Annotated in this window: 17 protein-coding genes; 11 read left to right on the forward strand and 6 right to left on the reverse strand. The window is 69.9% G+C overall.

Annotated elements, in window-relative coordinates:
- Positions 1-12: 12 nt before the first annotated feature.
- On the reverse strand, positions 13-900 hold the full coding sequence (locus RBS12_RS09395) for an ABC transporter permease (RefSeq protein ID WP_307965823.1): 888 nt from the start codon (positions 898-900) through the stop codon (positions 13-15).
- The gene (locus RBS12_RS09400) at positions 897-1,748 is read right to left on the reverse strand and encodes an ABC transporter ATP-binding protein (protein WP_307965824.1); all 852 of its coding nucleotides are present in this window, start codon (positions 1,746-1,748) and stop codon (positions 897-899) included. The genes RBS12_RS09395 and RBS12_RS09400 overlap by 4 nt, the downstream gene beginning before the upstream one ends.
- 311 nt (positions 1,749-2,059) lie before the next feature.
- On the opposite strand from RBS12_RS09400, the gene RBS12_RS09405 reads away from it, so the two are divergent.
- Together RBS12_RS09405 and RBS12_RS09410 are read left to right on the forward strand one after the other, a co-directional pair.
- On the forward strand, positions 2,060-3,682 hold the full coding sequence (locus RBS12_RS09405; RefSeq protein WP_307965825.1) for a sensor histidine kinase: 1,623 nt from the start codon (positions 2,060-2,062) through the stop codon (positions 3,680-3,682).
- On the forward strand, positions 3,679-4,353 hold the full coding sequence (locus tag RBS12_RS09410) for a response regulator (RefSeq protein ID WP_307965826.1): 675 nt from the start codon (positions 3,679-3,681) through the stop codon (positions 4,351-4,353). The genes RBS12_RS09405 and RBS12_RS09410 overlap by 4 nt, the downstream gene beginning before the upstream one ends.
- Positions 4,354-4,659: 306 nt before the next feature.
- Here the strand turns inward: RBS12_RS09410 and RBS12_RS09415 are convergent, their stop codons facing one another.
- Genes RBS12_RS09415 through RBS12_RS09425 form a run of 3 tightly spaced genes read right to left on the reverse strand, consistent with a single transcriptional unit; the run spans position 4,660 to position 7,385 of the window.
- Positions 4,660-5,169, reverse strand: coding sequence for an N-acetyltransferase family protein (locus tag RBS12_RS09415; RefSeq protein ID WP_307965827.1), 510 nt, complete (start codon positions 5,167-5,169; stop codon positions 4,660-4,662).
- A gap of 13 nt (positions 5,170-5,182) precedes the next feature.
- Positions 5,183-6,415 carry an aminotransferase class I/II-fold pyridoxal phosphate-dependent enzyme gene (locus RBS12_RS09420; RefSeq protein ID WP_307965828.1) on the reverse strand — a complete coding sequence of 411 codons (1,233 nt, stop codon included), beginning with the start codon at positions 6,413-6,415 and terminating at the stop codon, positions 5,183-5,185.
- Between the two features lies 1 nt (position 6,416).
- Positions 6,417-7,385: a DMT family transporter gene (locus RBS12_RS09425; RefSeq protein ID WP_307965829.1), complete on the reverse strand. Its 969-nt coding sequence runs from the start codon at positions 7,383-7,385 to the stop codon at positions 6,417-6,419.
- A 128-nt stretch (positions 7,386-7,513) separates the two neighbouring features.
- On the opposite strand from RBS12_RS09425, the gene RBS12_RS09430 reads away from it, so the two are divergent.
- Both RBS12_RS09430 and RBS12_RS09435 read left to right on the forward strand, forming a co-directional pair.
- Positions 7,514-7,972: an Lrp/AsnC family transcriptional regulator gene (locus RBS12_RS09430; RefSeq protein WP_307965830.1), complete on the forward strand. Its 459-nt coding sequence runs from the start codon at positions 7,514-7,516 to the stop codon at positions 7,970-7,972.
- 634 nt (positions 7,973-8,606) lie between these two features.
- On the forward strand, positions 8,607-9,308 hold the full coding sequence (locus RBS12_RS09435) for a hypothetical protein (protein WP_307965831.1): 702 nt from the start codon (positions 8,607-8,609) through the stop codon (positions 9,306-9,308).
- A 57-nt stretch (positions 9,309-9,365) separates the two neighbouring features.
- On the opposite strand, the gene RBS12_RS09440 is transcribed toward RBS12_RS09435, so the two are convergent.
- Positions 9,366-9,749 (reverse strand): hypothetical protein, encoded by a 384-nt coding sequence (locus tag RBS12_RS09440; RefSeq protein ID WP_307965832.1) that lies wholly within the window; start codon positions 9,747-9,749, stop codon positions 9,366-9,368.
- A 53-nt stretch (positions 9,750-9,802) separates the two neighbouring features.
- Between RBS12_RS09440 and RBS12_RS09445 the strand changes: the two genes are divergently transcribed.
- The 7 genes from RBS12_RS09445 (at position 9,803) to RBS12_RS09475 (ending at position 17,779) form a co-directional block, all read left to right on the forward strand.
- On the forward strand, positions 9,803-10,270 hold the full coding sequence (locus tag RBS12_RS09445) for an SRPBCC family protein (RefSeq protein WP_307965833.1): 468 nt from the start codon (positions 9,803-9,805) through the stop codon (positions 10,268-10,270).
- 119 nt (positions 10,271-10,389) lie between these two features.
- Positions 10,390-11,400 (forward strand): LacI family DNA-binding transcriptional regulator, encoded by a 1,011-nt coding sequence (locus tag RBS12_RS09450; protein WP_307965834.1) that lies wholly within the window; start codon positions 10,390-10,392, stop codon positions 11,398-11,400.
- 20 nt (positions 11,401-11,420) lie between these two features.
- Positions 11,421-12,401, forward strand: a complete 981-nt coding sequence (locus RBS12_RS09455; RefSeq protein ID WP_307965835.1) for a 2-hydroxyacid dehydrogenase — start codon at positions 11,421-11,423, stop codon at positions 12,399-12,401.
- Entirely contained in the window at positions 12,398-13,615 is a 1,218-nt protein-coding gene (gene manD, locus RBS12_RS09460) for a D-mannonate dehydratase ManD (RefSeq protein ID WP_307965836.1), read from the forward strand. The genes RBS12_RS09455 and manD overlap by 4 nt, the downstream gene beginning before the upstream one ends.
- A 2-nt stretch (positions 13,616-13,617) precedes the next feature.
- Positions 13,618-15,171, forward strand: coding sequence for a mannitol dehydrogenase family protein (locus RBS12_RS09465; protein WP_307965929.1), 1,554 nt, complete (start codon positions 13,618-13,620; stop codon positions 15,169-15,171).
- A 22-nt stretch (positions 15,172-15,193) separates the two neighbouring features.
- Positions 15,194-16,246, forward strand: coding sequence for an NAD(P)-dependent alcohol dehydrogenase (locus RBS12_RS09470; RefSeq protein WP_307965837.1), 1,053 nt, complete (start codon positions 15,194-15,196; stop codon positions 16,244-16,246).
- Positions 16,247-16,381: 135 nt separating this feature from the next.
- Complete coding sequence (locus RBS12_RS09475; RefSeq protein WP_307965838.1) at positions 16,382-17,779, forward strand: MFS transporter; 1,398 nt, start codon at positions 16,382-16,384, stop codon at positions 17,777-17,779.
- Positions 17,780-17,957: the final 178 nt, after the last annotated feature.

The raw sequence follows: 17,957 nt of genomic DNA on the forward strand, positions 1-17,957 counted from the left end.
TCTGTTGCGGCATCAGATCGACTGGGCCTCCGAGCGGTTCGGCGGACGCCACTTGAGCAGCTTCTTTTCGAGCAGGCCGATGAGGTACTCGGCAGAAAGCGTGACGACGGCGATGATGATCATGCACGCGTAGACCGTGTCTGGGTCGAAGCTGCCCTGTGCTTGGCTGATGATGAGGCCCAGGCCCCTTTGAGCGCCGAGCACCTCGGAGACCAGCGCACCGATGATCGAAAAGCCAAGCGCCGTGTGGAGGCTCGCGATGATCCAGGTCGTCGCGGACGGGATGGTCACGTGCACCGCCACCTGGAGCGGCGAGGCACCCAGCACCCGCACGTTGGCCACGAGGTTCTGGTCGACCTCTCGAACGCCCTGGAAGGCGTTGAAGAACACGACGAAGAACACGAGCACGGCCGCGAGGAGGATCTTCGGGAAAATGCCGAGGCCGAACGCGACGACGAAGATCGAGCCGAGCACGATGCGGGGAATCGAGTTGACGATGCGGATATACGGACCCACCACCGCCGCAAGATACTTGTTCGAGCCCAGAAGGATCCCCAGAATGGCCCCGGCGAGCGTGCCGACGATAAAGCCGTACAGGGCTTCCTGCATGGTGACCCAGATGTTCTCCCAGATGGAACCGAATGCGGTTCCCTCGGTGAAGAGCTTGACGAGGCTGTCCCAGATCTGCGTGGGCTGGCCGAAGAAGAACTTGTCGACCCAACCGACCTCGGTGAACCACTGCCATCCGCCGAACACGATAACGGAGAGCAAGATCCTTCCGATCCAGACGAGCGTCGTCCTCCGCCGCGCCGCCCGTCGGGCGATCGCCTTCCCGTCGAGCGCCTGAGCTTCGTTGCGCGCATTGCCGTTGCGCGCTTCTCCGTGCGTGAGAGTTGTCATGCTGCACCTGCCGTTCGCGCGTAGGCGCGGGTCACTTCGTCCTTGAGGGATTCCCAGATCTGTCCTTGGAGTTCGATGAAGCGCTGCTCGTGGCGGATCTGCTGGACGTTGCCGCGCGGACGCGGGAGATCGATGTCGAAGACGTCCTTCACGGATCCAGGGCTGCTCGTCATGATGACAACGCGGTCCGAGAGCGCGACGGCCTCGTCGAGGTCGTGCGTGATGAAGAGGACCGACGGACGCAGTTCCTCCCAGAGCTGGAGCAGCTCGTTCTGCATGATGGCCTTGGTCTGGACGTCGAGCGCGCCGAACGGCTCGTCCATGAGAAGGATCCGCGGGTTGTTGATGAGCGCCGCGGCCATCGCCACGCGCTTGCGCATGCCGCCCGAGAGCTGGTGCGGGTAGCGGTCCTCAAACCCGGCGAGGCCCACGCGGCGCAGCCAGTCCCTCGCGAGCTCCGTGGCCTCGCGCTTGGGCATGCCGACGAGCGTGGGGCCCATCATGACGTTGCTCAGGACGCTCTTCCACGGGAACAGGGCATCGGCCTGGAACATGTAGCTCACGCCGTCCGTGACTCCGTCGACGACATTGCCGCCCACCTTGACCGAGCCCGCGCTCGGCTTCTCGAGGCCGGACACCTGGGCGAGCGTCGTGGACTTGCCGCAGCCGGTCGGGCCGACAATCGAGCAGAACTGCCCGGGCTCGATGGTCAGCGTCACATCGCGGATCGCCGTGAACGTCTCGCCCTTCGGCGTGAGGTAGCGCTTGGTCAATCCCGCGATCTCGATGCGCGCCTGTCCGTCAGCCCCCTCTCGGGCCGCGGGCGGGCGAATTGGATTGTCACCCATCTGGGAAGACCTCTCTGTCTTTTCGGGAAAGACACCTGCGTCTTTCAGTGCAAAAACCTGTGGATTCTGGGCTTCGGGCATTCAGGACCCCGCGAACGGTTCAATCGGACGCCATACGGTTCGTGGCCGATGGGAATTTGCCTCGACGTCGCCTTCTGCGGGATCCTTTCTGTATGCCCCGGTGAGCTGAATCACAGTGGCTTCACCAACCATAGAAAGGGCCGCGAAGATGCAGCCAGAGTTGCGCGGATTGCGAGGGTTCTTAGCTTTCATTCAGGTTTTGAGCCTTTTGATCGCCCGGTGAGAATCCCGTGAATCTCGGTCGTTGGTGGCGCGCTCGGCCACTCGCTTCACAGATCCTCGTGTGGACCCTGTGCATCCTTCTCCTCACCGTGGCGCTCGGCGGCTTCGTGACGAGCCGGATCGTGCGGCAGACGCTCGACGACCAGTACCGCCTGCGCGCCCTGGGCATCGCGACGACCGTTGCGCAGATGCCGGAGATCGCGACCGATCTCGAAACCGGCGATCCGTCCAAGCGCATCCAGGCCATCGCCGAGGAGGTCCGGATCCAGGCGCACCCCGACTACGTCGTCGTCGCCGACCGCAACGGCATCCGCTTCTCCCACCCCAACCCCGCGCTCATCGGGAAGGCACTCGAAGAACCGGTGGCCGCGCTCGACGGGGAGACGCACGTGGGCACGGACCCGGGCAGCCTCGGGGTGTCCGCGAATGCCAAGGCCCCCATTCGCGACGCCGAAGGAAACATCGTCGGCCAGGTCTCCGTGGGCATCCTCGAGGCTGCGGTGGACACGGCGATCGGCGAGGAGGCCGGCCTCATCGTCGGCTACTCGGCACTCGTCCTGCTCATCGGCACGGCGAGTTCCGTGCTGCTCGCGCGGGCCATCAAGCGGGCCACCTTCGGACTCGAGCCGGCTGAGATCAGCTCGCTCCTCCAGGACCGGGAGGCGCTCCTCCATGGAATCCGCGAGGCGATGATCGGGCTCGACGACGACCACCGCATCACGGTCATCAACAACGAGGCCCGGCACCTGCTCGGCGTCGAGGGCAACGCGCTCGGCCAGCCCATCGAAGAAGTCCTGCCCGCCGGTCGCCTGCTGGACATCCTCACGGGCAAGGCCGAGGGCGCGGACCAGACGGTGCTGACCGAGGACGCGCTCCTCGTGGCCAACCGCATGCCGGTGAGCGTCGGCGGGCGGAGCGTCGGCGCCGTCGTCACCCTTCGCGACCGCACCGAAGTCGAGGCGCTCGTCCGCGACCTCCGGTCGACTGAGGGGCTCATCCAGGCCCTCAGGGCCCAAGAGCACGAGTACGCGAATCGCCTTCACGTCGTGAGCGGGCTGCTCGACCTCGGCGACGTCGACCAGGCGAGGACGTTCATCTCCGGTGTCTCGGACACGTCCCGATCGCTCGGCGAAGGCCTTCGCGCACGCGTCGAGCCGCCCGAGCTCGCCGCGCTCATCCTCGCCAAGATCACGATCGCGGGAGAGCAGGACATCAACCTGTCCATCACCGACGATTCCCGCCTTCGCCAGCCATTCCTCGGCACCCAGGATCTGCTCACGATCGTCGGCAACCTCCTCGACAATGCGATGGACGCCGTCGTCCCCCAGCCCGAGCCTCGCAGCGTCACGCTCCAGCTCGACGACTCGTCCGGCATCTTCATCTCGGTGACGGACAGCGGGCCGGGCGTGCCCGCCGAGGCGATCGACGACGTCGTCCGCGACGGCTACACGACAAAGCCGGTCAAGCCAGGCAAGCGGCCCGATCTGCGCCGCGGGATCGGCCTCGCGCTCGTCGCGCGGATCGTCCACCGGGCTGGTGGCACGATGGACGTGTTCGCGGGCCCGGGCGGACGGTTCGAAGTATGGATTCCGGTGCCCGCATCGGTGAGTGAAGGAGTGGTTCAGGGATGATCCGGACCCTCGTAGTCGACGACGACTACCGGGTAGCGCGCATCCACGCGACCCATGTGGCCCGCGTGGCCGGCTACGAATGCATCGGCGAGGCGCATTCGGCGGTTGAGGCGCGCGCCGCCGTCGCCCGCCTCAAGCCCGATCTCCTGCTCCTCGACGTGTATCTCCCGGACGAAGACGGGATCGCGCTCCTCCGCTCCCTGCGCGAGTCGGGCGAGGACGTCGACGCCATCATCATCACGGCGGCGCGCGACGTCGCGACCGTGCGTGCCGCGATGCGCAGCGGCGCCGTCTACTACCTCGTGAAGCCGTTCACGTTCGACCAGCTCACGATCCAGCTCGAGGCCTACCGGCGGTGGCGCGCAGAGACGGAGTCGCGGCATATCTCGGGGCAGACCGACGTCGACGCCCTCTTCGCCTCGCGCCACGCCCCCGCGCCCAAAGCGAGCGCCCGGACCCTCCCGCCCACGATGCAGAAGGTGCTCGACGCCGTCCGCGCGGCGGAGCGCCCGCTCGGAGCCCAGGACGTCTCGGACCTCATCGGCATCTCTCGGCCGACCGCGCAGCGGTACCTGAGCGAGCTCGAGCGGAAGGGCCGGCTCGAGCTGCGGCTCGAGTACGGGACTACGGGACGGCCGGTCAACACGTACACGGTGCGTGCGGGTATCTAACCGTCTGGGGGTCACCTCCCGCGGGTGCCCGCGCATCCAAGGGTCACCTCCCGCGGGTGCCCGCGCATCCAAGGGTCACCTCCCGCGGGTGCCCGCGCATCCAAGGGTCACCTCCCGCGGGTGCCCGCGCATCCAAAGGTCACCTCCCGCGGGTGGTGAGCGCACGACGACGACGCGCACCCACCGAAGGTGACCCCCAAAACCCCGCGCACCCACCGAAGGTGACCCCCAAAACCCCGCGCACCCACCGAAGGTGACCCCCAAAACCCCGCGCACCCACAGAAGGTGACCCCTGAACGGCTTGCCCTACGCGAGGCTCCGCTGGAACAAGAACGTGTCGATCCACCGCCCGCGCTTGTAGCCGACGCCGCTCAGGTGCCCGGCGTTCGCGAATCCCAGGCGCTCGTGCAGCCGAGCCGAGGGTCCGGTCGCGGAGTCGGCGATGACGGCGATCATCTCGCGCATTCCAGCGCGGGCCGAGTGCGCGACAAGCTCCCCGAGCAGGACGGTGCCCCAGCCGCGCCCGCCCGCGTCGGGCGCGAGGTAGATCGTGTCCTCGACGGTGTGCCGGTAGGCGGGCTTGGCGCGCCACGGAGCGGCGTAGGCGAAGCCGCGCACCGACCCGGCGTGGTCGGCGACGAGGAACGGAAGGCCCAACGCCGCCAGATCGCCGAGCTTTCGCTCCCAGGCGTCGACGGTCCACGGGACCTCTTCGAACGTCGCGACCGTGTTGAGCACGTAGTGCTCGTAGATTCCGGCCACGTCCGCGAGATCCTCCGGGCCAGCTGGCCGGATGTCGAGCTGATCCGATGTCACGAGCGCGAATCTACTACGACGCCGCCCCCACACGCCCGGACGACGGCGCCCACGCACCCTCCGCATGCACGGAACCGATCGCCGCGCCCACCTCCGCGACGCGGGACTCGGGAATCCCCGCGAGGTTGATACGGCCGGACGGAATCCCGTACACGGCCGCGCGGTCCCGGAGCACGGCCATCTGCGCCGCGTCGAGCGGGAGCCGGAGGAACATGCCCCGCTGCCCGCCCATGGCGCGCCACGCCGGGGAATCGACGCTGGCCACGAGGCCCGCACGAAGCCGGGCCAGCCGGAGGCGCATCGACTCAAGCTCGTCGCGCCACGCGGAGCGCAACACGGGGGAGCCGAGCACTTCCGCCACGACGTCCGCGCCGTGGCCCGGCGGCTGGGAGTAGCTCGAGCGCGCGATGCCCTCGAGCAGCGTGCGGGCCGCGGCGCCCTCCCCCGGGGTCCGCGCGAACACGTACGCCGCGCCGACGCGCTCGCTGTACAGGCCGAACGCCTTCGAGCACGAGACGGCCACGACCGCCTCGGGCACGTTCGCGAGGAGGCGACGCATCCCCGCCAGGTCGGCGTCGAGGCCGTCGCCGAGCCCGTAATAGGCCTGGTCGATGAACGGCACGACGCCGGCCGCGGCGAGTGCAACGGCCAGGTCGCCCCATGCGTCCGCGGGCAGGGAGAGGCCCGTCGGGTTGTGGCAGCAGCCTTGCAGGAGGAGGACGTCGCCCGGCCTCGCGTGCCGAATCGCGTCGAGGGTTGCCGCGACGTCGAGGGTGCCGTCACCCCCGACGAGGGGATAGGTCCGAACGGCCAGGCCCGCGGCCGTGAGGATCGGGACGTGGTTGACGTACGCGGGCGTCCCGACGAGCACGGTCCGCCCGGGCCCGGTAACGGCGATGAGCTCGGAGAGCATGCGCAGCGCACCGGTGCCCGCGACGCTCTGGATGCCGACGGCCCGCGCCGCGAGGTCGGGCCCGAGGACGAGGTCGCCGAGCAGACGCGTGAAGACCTCGCTTCCACCCAGCCCGCGGTATTCCTTCGACGCCGGCCCCGGGTTCGCCGCGGTGCCTCGCGCGAGCCGCAGCTCCGCGGCGCGGACCGCGCCCATGACGGGGCACACGCCGTCGTCGTCCCGGTAGACGCCGAGGATGAGGTCGAGCTTGCCGGGCCGCGGGTCGGCGTCGTACACCTCGCGGAGGGCCCACAGCGGGTCGGCTTCGACGGCGGGAAGGTCGATGAGGAGCATGTCACAGGGCTTTCTCGTGGGCTTCGGACCGGACGACGGCGTGGGGCGGGTGTGGCTCGGCCGCCGGCGACGGCGTGGGGCGGGGTCGCGGGGCAAGGAGGGTGAAGGCGAGGACGCCGGCGACGATCGTCACGAGGGCTGCAATGGCAGCCGAACCCGGCAGCTCCCCGAAAAGCGGCACGGCAGCGAGGGCCGTCGCGACGGGGCTGAGCGCGCCGAAGGCCGCGGCCGGCCGGGGCCCGAGGGAGCGGACCGCGACGGCGTAGCACAGCCCTGCTACAACACCGACGCCAAGGCCCTGCACGACGACGAATTCGACGACGTCGCCCGCCGCCGCCGTCCCAGCGGCGAGGCGGCTCGGGAGCCAGCCGAGCGCGATCCCCGCGGCCACGGCCACAGCCGACGGAACGCAGAGGACGAGGGCCGCGCTCACGGGGTCGAGGCTCGTGCGCCGCAGGCCGAGCGTGTAGATGCTCCAGAGGAGGCCCGCGGCCAGGAGGACTCCGATCCCTGCCGAGACGCTCGACGCCGAGCCGGCCGCGGCGATCCCCACCCCGGCGACGATCACGACGACGGCAATCACCTGCGTGCGCGCGAGGCGGTCACGCCACACGACGGCGGAGATGGCACTCACGAAGAGCGGCACGCTGCCGGGGATGACGAGCCCTACCAGGGCCGCGCTCGTCATCGACCCGCCGAGGGAGGCCAGGAGAAGGAAGGGAGCCCCCGCCCCTGCGGCGATCGCGGCGAGCGTGCGGGGATTCTCGCCGCGCAGCGCACGGACCGTCCGCGGGAGCCACGGCGCGAGCACGAGAATCGGCACCGCGAACCGGAGCAGCGCGACGTCGGCGGACGTGAGCGTCGAGGAGCCGATCCCCCGCACGCTCAGCGCGAAGCCGGCCCACACCGCGACGGTGAGGAGCATCGCCACCGCGCCGCGCGCCGTCGTACGCCCGATCCTCGCGTCCATCCCACCGTCCTCCCGCCTCCGGGCGAGCACCGCCCGATGCCACGATGCTAGGACGAAACCCGCGGCAGGCGATTGCGAATCTGCCCCAGTCAGCCGCCGAATTGGCAGAATCTGCTAAGTTCAGGTTCATGGACAGCATCGACCGCGCGATCGTGACCGAGCTGCAGCGGGATGGCCGGCTCAGCAACCAAGACCTCGCGGACCGGGTGGGGCTCTCGCCCTCGCCGTGCCTGCGGCGCGTGCGGCAGCTCGAGACGGACGGCGTGATCACCGGCTACCGCGCGGACGTGAGCGCGAAGGCACTCGGCCTGCCCATCACCGTGTTCGTCACGCTGACCCTCGAGCGTCACGCGGTCGAGACGACCGAGGTCGTCGAGGAGCGCATCAACGCGCTCGAGAACGTCACCGAGTGCTATCTCCTCGCGGGCGACGGCGACTACCTCCTCAAAGTCGCGATCGGAAGCCTCGAGGAGTACGAGGACCTCGTGCGGTCGAAGCTCCGCTCGATCCCGGCCATCGCCTCGATCCGAACGAGCTTCGCCTATTCGACAATCAAGAAGCCATCGCCGCTTCCGGTGCGCGCATAGGCCCACCCGAACGCAGTGCAAGGCTTTCCCAAGGTTCACCCGAGATTCGGCCACCGGCACCGCCCGCCCCCGTACCGTCGAAATCGACGCTGGCACACCGCCCAGCACGGAACGACAGAAACGGGGGATACCCATCAAAAAGCTACTGTCCTTCGCCGGCGCGGGCCTTCTGCTCGCGGCCGCCCTTGCCGCCGGGAGCACTCCGGCCGTAGCGGGACCGAACCTCCACGCGCTCGAGAACAGCGTCCGGGTCTGTTCCCTCCCCGTCGCTGGCGAGGCGGCCTGCACGGCACGGCAGGCCACGCCCAATGGCAAGGCCGCTCCCCGACTGAGCGCCCCGCCGTCGTCCGGCCTCACCCCCGCCCAGCTCCGCGACGCCTATAAGCTCACGGGCACCGCCTCGGGCGGCCGAACGGTCGCGATCGTCGATGCGTACGGCTACCCGAACCTTACGGCCGACCTCGCGACGTATCGCGCGCAGTTCGGCCTGCCCGCGTGCACCGTCGCGAGCGGATGCCTGCGCATCCTGAACCAGAACGGCGGCACCGCGCTTCCGGCCTTCAACCTCGGCTGGGCCCAGGAACAGGCGCTCGACGTCGACGCCGTCTCGGCCGCGTGCCCCGACTGCAAGATCGTGGTCGTCCAGGCGAACTCGGCGTCGTTCACCGACCTCGGGACAGCGGTGCAGACCGCGGCCAAGGTCCCGGGCGTCGTCGCGATCTCGAACAGCTATGGCGGCTCCGATGCCTCCGACGCCTACTACGGGAAGTACTACAACTTCCCCGGCATCGCCGTGACCGCGAGCGCGGGCGACAGCGGCTACCAAGGCGCGTCGTACCCGGCGACGTCGAGCTACGTGACGGCCGTCGGCGGCACCTCGCTCGTCGCGGCTCCCGGCACGGCGCGCGGCTGGACCGAGTCGGTGTGGAGCGGCACGGGCTCCGGCTGCTCGGCCTACAACGCGGCCCTTCCGGCGGCGGCCTCCTACAACACGGGCTGCTCGAAGCGCGCGATGAACGACGTCGCCGCGGCCTCCGATCCGAACCACGGCGGCCTCGCGGTGGTCTACCCGACGTCGAGCTCGTCCTCGACATGGGGCCAGTTCGGCGGAACGAGCGAGGCCTCGCCCATCATCGCGTCGGTGTACGCACTGTCGGGGAACACGGGTTCCGGGTCCATCTACGCGAACAGCATCCCGTACGCGCATCCCGGCGCGCTGTTCGACGTCACGTCGGGCTCCAACGGGACCTGCCCGACCGCCCAGTGGTGCGCCGCCCGCACCGGCTGGGACGGCCCGACCGGGCTCGGTACCCCGAACGGCGTGGGCGGCTTCTGACCCACGCCCTGCGAGGCCCGGGACGCACGATGGGGGGCGTCCCGGGCCTCATCCGTGTCATCGGCCCCCGGCCGCCAAGTATTCGGTGGCGTTGTAGTGAATGCGGAGCGACTTGATTTCGCCGCCGTCGAGTTCGAAGAATTCGGCGAAGCGGACTGTGCCGCCCGGAAGGACGGCGTCATAGAGCACCGCGGCGCTGTGCGCGGTCACCACGGCTTGGATCATGTCGATCTTGCGCACCGCCTCGATGAAGCCCCGCACCCCGCGGGCAAAGCGCTCCGCGCCGGAAACAGTCCCCGCGATAGGGCCTTCGAAGACAAAGCCCGCGCCCAGGAAGGGAATAAGCTCGAGCCCTTCGCCATATCGGTCGACTCCGCCCGTGAGAATCGAATAGTAGGCGCGGAGAACGGGCGATGCGTCGACGATCTCTTCAGCGGACATGATGCGCTCCTTGTTCGGGCTGTGTCTTCAGTATGAGGAACCCGGCTGGAAGGATGGAGGCCATGAGCCAAGACCAGACCGCCCGGTTGTCCACCGCGTCCCGCGAGATCAACGCGCCCGCCGCCGCGATCTTCGAGCTGATCGCCGATCCATCCCGCCAGCCCGAATGGGACGGCAACGACAACCTGGGCGAGGCCGCGCCCGGCCAGCGGGTTCACGCCGTCGGCGACGTCTTCACGATGGCGCTCACGGCCGGGGTCCTGCGCGAGAACACGATCGTCGAGTTCGAGGAAGGCCGCCGGGTCGCGTGGCTGCCTAGCGAGCCGGGTCACCCTGCGCCGGGCCATCTGTGGCGCTGGGAACTGGCTCCCCTCGACGAGCAGCGCACCCTTGTCACGCACACCTACGACTGGACGAACCTGACCGACGCGAACCGCTTCGAACGCGCCCGACGGACCACGTCGGAGCGCCTGCTGGCCTCGATCGACCGGCTGGCTGCGCTCGCGGAGGCTCGCGCCTAGCGCAGGGGTCACGGCGGGCCCGGCAGCTCCATCGGATCCTCCGTGAAAACCGTTGACAAGCTTGTACAACTCTTTCCATACTGGGTGAGGACAAGCTCGACGACGCGCACGGAGGATCGATGGCAGCCACCCTGACGGATGTAGCGAAACTCGCAGGAGTCTCGCTCGCCACGGCCTCGCGAGCATTCAGCGACCCCGGCCGGCTCGCAGCCGAGACCCGGCAGAGAGTGCTTTCCGCCGCGGCGGCCCTGGGATACGAGGCGGCCACGGTGTCGACGGGAGCCCGCACTCTCGGCGTCGTCGTCCCGGACGTGTCAAACGCCGTCTTCGCCGCGTTGATCAAGTCCGTGCAGGAGCGCGCGTGGCCCGGCCGGCACCGGATGATCGTCGCGGACACGGCGGAGTCCACCGACCGCGAGCGCGAGCATCTCGCGGCCCTCGCGAGCTCCGTGGACGGCATTATCCTGTGCTCGCCGCGTCTGCCCGCCGAGGAGGTCCGCGAGCTCGCGGGCCGGACCCCGCTCGTCGTGATCAACGGCGAGGCCGTCGGCGCCGCACGGGTCCTCATGGACGCGGGCGAGGGCCTCCGCCAGGCGGTCGAGCACCTCTTCTCCCTCGGACACCGGCGCTTCGCGTACGTGCCCGGCCCGGCGTCGTCGTGGGCCAACGGCCAGCGCCTCGCCGCGGTGACCCGGCTGTGCGAGGAGTGGGGAGTCGAACTCGTCACCGTGGGCAATCAGAACGCAACGGTCGACGGCGGCCTTGCGGCGGCGGCGTCGGTCGTCGCGAGCGGGGCCACGGCCGCCATCGCGTACAACGACCTTGTCGCTGTCGGCCTCCTCGCCGGCGCCCGCACGCTCGGCTACCACTGCCCGGAAGACCTGAGCGTCGTCGGGATCGACGACCTCGACATCGCCGCCGCGGCCGAGCCCGGCCTCACGTCAGTGCGCGTCGCGATCGAGCGCAGCGGCGCCCTCGGCCTCGACCTCCTCCTCGAGCAGCTGGCAGGCAAGTCCCGGGCCACAGAGGCGGTCCACTTGACCTCGCAGCTCATCGTCCGAGGCTCGACGTTCGCCGCCCGCGGCGCGGACTCCGCCCTCCGGGGCGGCCAGCACAGAGGCCGCAAGTGAGCCCCACGGTGCATGCGGACATGAGGGTCGTCATCGCGGACAGCAATCTCCTGCCCCATCGCACGCTTCTCGAGGAGGCCCTTCCCGCGGGCACGGCGACCTCCTGGCACGACACGTGGAACGAGGCCGCCCTCGTCGACGACCTGCGCGACGCCGACGTGTACGTGGGCCCGCGCTTCACGGCGCGCATGGGCTCGGCCGCGGAGAAGCTCCGCCTCGTCCACGTGGCGGGCGCCGGGTACGACGGCATCGACGCCGACGCCCTGCCCGCGGCCTGCGTGTGCGCAAACACGTTCCACCACGAGAACTCGATCGCCGAGCACATCGCGGCCGTCCTCGTGGCTCTCCGGCGCAACCTCCTGGGCCAGGACGCAGCGCTCCGCACGGGCGCATGGGCCTCGTCGGTGTACTCGCCGGCCATCCCGCAGCCGGAGACGCTGCGCGAATCAGTTGTCGCTTTCCTCGGCTTCGGCCACATCGGCCAGGCGTCGTGGAGCCTCCTGCGCGCGTTCGGCGCCGAGGGCATCGCGGTCACCCGAAGCGGAGCGGTCGACGCCGCGGCGCACGACCTCCGCTGGGCGGGAACGACGGCGCAGCTCGGCGCGGCGCTGACCGAGGCGGACGTGCTCGTGGTGAGCATCCCGCTCGGCGACGAGACACGCTCGGTGATCGGCGCCGTCGAACTCGACGAGCTCGGCCCCGCGGGGCTGCTCGTCAACGTTGCGCGCGGGCCTGTCGTCGATGAGGCCGCGCTTTACGAGGCCCTCCGCGACCGCCGCATCGCCGGGGCCGCGATCGACGTCTGGTACCGCTACCCCGGCGGCGACGGCAAGGCGGAGCCCGCGAACCTGCCCTTCGGCCGCCTCGACAACGTCATCATGACGCCCCACTCGTCCGGCGTGACAGCCGAGACCTTCCGCGGCCGCGTCCGCGACATCGCCGCGAACATCACGAGTCTGTCCCGCAACGAACCCCTCAAGAACGTGGTAATCCCCTCATGACCCGAAAGATCGTGGACGTCGACGTCCTCATCACCAGCCCGTCCCGGAACTTCGTCACGCTCAAGATCACGACCGACGACGGGATCGTCGGCTGGGGCGACGCGACCCTCAACGGCCGCGAGCTCTCCGTGGCGAGCTACCTCCGCGACCACCTCGCGCCCGCGCTCCTGGGCCGGGACGCGGACCGCATCGAGGACACGTGGCAGTTCCTCTACCGCGGTGCCTATTGGCGCCGCGGCCCCGTGACCATGGCGGCCATCGGCGCCGTCGACCTCGCCCTGTGGGACATCAAGGGCAAGGCCCACGGCGTCCCCGTGTACCAGCTCCTCGGCGGGGCGGCACGGGACAAGATCCTCACCTACACGCATGCGACCGGCTGGGACGTGCCCGAGCTGCTCGACTCCATCGAACGACGGCGGGAGCAGGGCTTCCGCGCGGTCCGCGCCCAATCGGGCGTGCCGGGACTCGACAAGGTCTACGGCGTGACGCGCGGCGCGGCGAGCTACGAGCCCGCGGGGCGCGGCGGCGGGCCGGCCGAGGAAACCTGGGACACGTCCGCGTACTTGCGCCACGCGCCCAAGGTCCTCTCCGCGGTGCGCGAGCACGTGGGCCCCGAGCTCAAGCTCCTCCACGACGTGCACCACCGCCTCAACCCCACCGAGGCAGCCCGGCTCGCGAAGTCGCTCGAGGACGTCGACCTGTTCTGGCTCGAGGACGTCACGCCAGCCGAGAACCAGCGCCTCCTCCGGGCCGTCCGCGCGCAGACCACGGTCCCGCTCGCGATCGGCGAGGTCTTCAACACGATCTGGGACTGCGAGGCGCTCCTCACCGAGCGGCTCATCGACTACATCCGCACCGCCGTCGTGCACGCGGGCGGCATCTCCCACGTCCGCAAGATCCTCGCCCTCGCCGAGGTCTACCAGGTCAAGGGCGCCCCGCACGGCCCGTCCGATGTTTCACCGATCAACCTTTCCGCGTCGCTCCACGTGGGCCTCGCCACGACGAACTTCGGCATCCAGGAGTACATGGGCTACGACCCGCTCGTCTCCGAGGTGTTCCGCAGCAGCTTCACGTTCGAGGACGGCTACCTCCACCCCGGCGACGAGCCCGGCCTCGGCGTCGAGGTCGACGAGGCCGCCGCCGCACGCTTCCCCTACTCCCCCGCCTACCTGCCGATCGCCCGCGAGCTCGACGGCACCATGAAGGACTGGTGAGCATGGCGCACCTCGACCCCGCACCGTCCGCAGCGCTTCCCCCGCTGTCCGCAGCGTACGACGACGGCGCCGCACCCCGCCGTCGTCCGTCCGCCGCGGGCATCGTCCACCTGGGCCTCGGCAACTTCCACCGGGCGCACCAGGCCGTCTACACGCGGGCGGCGCTCGACGCCGCAGGGGCGGGAGGGGCGGGTGAGGCCGGGGCCGGGGATGACGCGTGGGGCATCATCGGCGTCTCTAGCCGCTCGGACACGATTCCGACGGCCATGAAGGCGCAGGACCTCCTGTACACGGTCGTCGAGATCTCACCCGAGGGCGAGTCGTTCTCCGTGCCGGGCGTGCACACGGACGCGTTCGTGGGCGCGGCCGAGCCCGAGCGGGTCGTTGCGTCCATCGCCGCGGCGGGCACGCGCATCGTCTCGCTCACCGTCACGGAGAACGGCTACTTCTATAGCCCGCGCACGGGGCATCTGGCCGTCGACGATCCCGCGATCCAGCACGATCTGCGCACTCCGGGACGGCCGACGACGCCGATCGGCCAGATCGTCCGCGGCCTCCAAGAGCGGGCCCGCAGCCACGGCGAACCGGTCACAATCCTGAGCTGCGACAACCTCACGGACAACGGCCATCACACCGAGCGCCTCGTCAAGGAATTCGCGGGCCTCCTGCCTGGGCCCGAGGCGGCAGAAACGCTCGCGTTCATTGAGGATCACGTCACTTTTCCGTCCACGATGGTGGACCGGATCGTCCCGGCGACCACGGACCACTATCGCGAGCTCGTCGCGCACGGGCTCGGCTACGCCGACGGGGTTCCTGTTCCCGCTGAACCTTTCAGCATGTGGGTCCTCGAGGACCGGTTTGCCGCGGGACGTCCCGCGTGGGAGGCCGGCGGAGCCGTGTTCTCCGACGAGGTGGCCCTGTACGAGCAGCTCAAGGTCCGGCTCCTCAACGGCACGCACTCGCTCATCGCCTACCTCGGGGCGCTGTGCGGCGTCGCGACCATCTCCGAGGCCGTGAGCTCGGGGCCCATCGAGGTCGCGGCCCGGACGGTGCTGCGCGAGGAATACCTCCCGAGCGTCACGGCCCCGCGCGGCGTCGACCTCGCGGCCTACGAAGAACAGCTGTTCGTGCGGTGGCGGAACACGGCGCTCGGCCACCGGACGAGCCAGGTCGGCACCGACGGTTCGGTCAAGCTGCGCCAGCGGGTTCCCGCGCCCGCGCTCTCCTTGCTCGACGCCGGCACGATGCCGCACTTCCTCGCCCTCACGACGGCCGCGTATCTCGCGTGTCTCGCGCCGCTCAAGGGCTTCGACCCCGGACCGCACGCCGCCGCGATGGTCGATCCCGCGCGGCCGATGCTCGCCCGCGCTGCAGCCGAGTCAGCGACGGGCCACGACCTCGCGCGGCGCGTTCTCCGCGACCACCACCTTCTCGGCGAGGCTCTCGCCGGCCGCGACGACTTCATCCAGCGGACTGGCGAACTCCTCGACACCATCCACCGTCACGGCGCGTCGGCCGCAGCCGCAGAGGCCGGCGCCGCCGCGGCCAACCGCTGATCTGAGAATCCAGGAGACCTCCATGACTGCACCAACTCACTCCATTGTCTGGGATACCGGACATCTTGGCCGCACCGAAGCCGCCGTCCTCCATGCCGCGCGCGATATCCGCGTCGAGGACCGGCCCCTTCCGCCGCTCGGGGTACGCGACGTCCTCGTCGAGATGAAGTCCGGCGGCATCTGCGGCTCGGACATGCACTACTTCGCGGACGGCCAGAACGGCACCAATGTCCTCCAAAAGCCCACGGTCCTCGGGCACGAGGCCGCCGGGGTGATCATCGCGAGCGGCGAGGAATCGGCGCTCGAGCCGGGCACCGCCGTCGTCATCGAGCCGAGCCTCCCGTGCGGTACGTGCGCGACGTGCCTCTCGGGGCATTCCAACGTCTGCCCCAACGGCCGGTGCTTCGGTTCGCCGCCCACGGACGGGCTGTTCGCGCGGCACACCGTGGTTCCGGCGTCGTCGGTCCACGTCCTGCCCGACGCGATCCCCGCCGAGATCGGTGCGGCCGTCGAGCCGCTCGCCGTCGCGGTGTGGGCCGTGGAACGGGCTCAGGTCGAGCCGGGGCACCGCGTGCTCGTGACGGGGGCCGGGCCCATCGGGCTGCTGGTCGTCCAGGTCCTCGCGGCGCGGGGCGTGCGCGAGATCGTCGTGACGGACGTCAACGACGCGCGGCTCGCCGTCGCCGCCGGGCTCGGGGCGACCGACGCCGTCAACACAGCGACTCAGCACCTCGCCGCCGCGGGCTTCGACTGCCTCATCGAATGCTCGGGCGTGACCCGCGCCCTTGCCGACGGCATCCTGGCCCTCCGCCCGGCGGCGCGTGCCGTCGTCGTCGGCCAGGCGAAGGCCGCGGTGGACGGCATCCCGCTCGGGTTCCTGCAGCGCTACGAAATCGACCTCGTGACTGCGTTCCGGTACAACAATGCGTTCCCCACGGCCATCGAGCTCGCGGCCTCGGGGAAGGTCGATCTCCGGTCGATCATCACGAGCACGTATCCCCTGTCCGATGTCGCGGCGGCGCTCGAGGCGCCCGTGAGCGACCCGAGCAATCTCAAAGTGCTGATCAGGTACTAACCCGCGCCTTTACACCCACCCCGCCACCCATACCCACCCCCGCCACCCATACCCACCCCCGCCACCCACACCCACCCCCGCCACCCACACCCACCAAGAAGAAAACCCTGTCGTTCCATTCAAAGGAGTTTGGACATGACCGCAGCACCCGCACCCCGAGGCCACACCGCCGTCGATCGGTCGATCGATCAGGCCAAGGTCCGCAAAGCCGCCTTCGCCGGGCTCGTCGGCACGACGCTCGAGCTGTATGACTTCGTCATCTACGGCGCGGCGTCCGCGCTCGTCTTCAGCAAGCTCTTCTTCCCCAACGTCTCCCCTGCGGCGGGGCTCCTCGCGAGCTTCAGCACGTTCGCCGTCGGCTTCCTGTTCCGGCCGGTGGGCGGGATCTTCTTCTCGCATTTCGGCGACCGCCTCGGTCGCAAGTGGGTGCTCGTGACCACGCTGTTCCTCATGGGCGGCTCGACGCTGGCGATCGGCGTCCTGCCCACCTTTGACCAGGTCGGCCTCCTCGCGCCCGTTCTGCTCATTCTGTGCCGCGCGCTGCAGGGCTTCGGTGCGGGCGCTGAGCAGTCGGGCGGCGCGACGCTGCTCACTGAATCGGCGGCACCCGGGACCCGCGGGCGCCTCGCGTCGCTCATCATGGTCGGTGCCGCCGCGGGCACCGCGCTCGGCGCGCTCGTGTGGATCGCGGCGCAGTCGCTCGCGCCGAACGACATGATGTCGTGGGGCTGGCGGCTCGTGTTCCTCTCCAGCATCTTCGTGACCGTCGCGGCGATGATCATGCGGCGCAAGCTCGACGAATCGCCCGTGTTCGAGGAGATCAAGCAGGATCGCACCGAGCCGCCCGCGCCGCTGCGCGAGGTGGTGAGGCACGGCAAAGCGAACGTCTTGCGGGTCATCCTCATGAACCTCGGGGTGAGCACGCAGTCGTACACGATCCAGGTGTTCATGGCCTCGTACCTCATCACGGTCGTCAAGACCGACCCGAAGTACATCCCTGTCGTCCTGCTCATCGGCTCGCTGTGCGGCGGCGGCGCGGCGTTCGCGTTCGGCATCCTGTCGGACCGCATCGGCCGGCGCCGCGTTGTCTCCCTCATCACCGGCGCGCTCGTGCTGTTCCCGGCGCCCGCTTTCCTGCTCCTCACGACGGGCGATCCGGTTGCGATCCTGCTCGTGATCGTCATCGGCTTCATGCTCGCGTGCCAGGGCGTTGTGGGTGTTCACATGAGCTACTTCCCGGAGGTCTTCGGGAGCCGGTACCGGTATGCCGGCGTGACGCTCGGGCGCGAATTCTCGGCGATCATCGGCGGCGGCATCGCGCCGATGGTGTGCGCGGGCCTGCTCGCGGCGTTCAACAACTCGTGGGTTCCCGTGGCCGTGTACATGGGCGCGACGATGCTGGTGAGCTTCATTGCGACGCGCATGACACCGGAGACCCTCAACCGGGACCTCACGGACCCGGAGGATGCCTCGTTCGGGCGCGCGCCCGCCGTCGTTCGTTCCTCCGCCGCCGTGGGTGACGGCGCCCGCTGACCCGGCGCGGCGTCCTGAGCCCTCGCACACCCGTTGTGTCGTCAGATTGAGTGGGTCCCACCCGCTCGATCTGACGGCGCAACGAGTGTGATGGCGACGGCGCGGCCTGCCGTCCGCCCTCCGCTAGGTGGACCGCCCCGTCAGACGATGTCGCTGAGAATGACGGCGATCTCGAGCT

Source organism: Sinomonas sp. ASV322 (assembly GCF_030908245.1).
Classification (GTDB): Bacteria; Actinomycetota; Actinomycetes; order Actinomycetales; family Micrococcaceae; genus Sinomonas.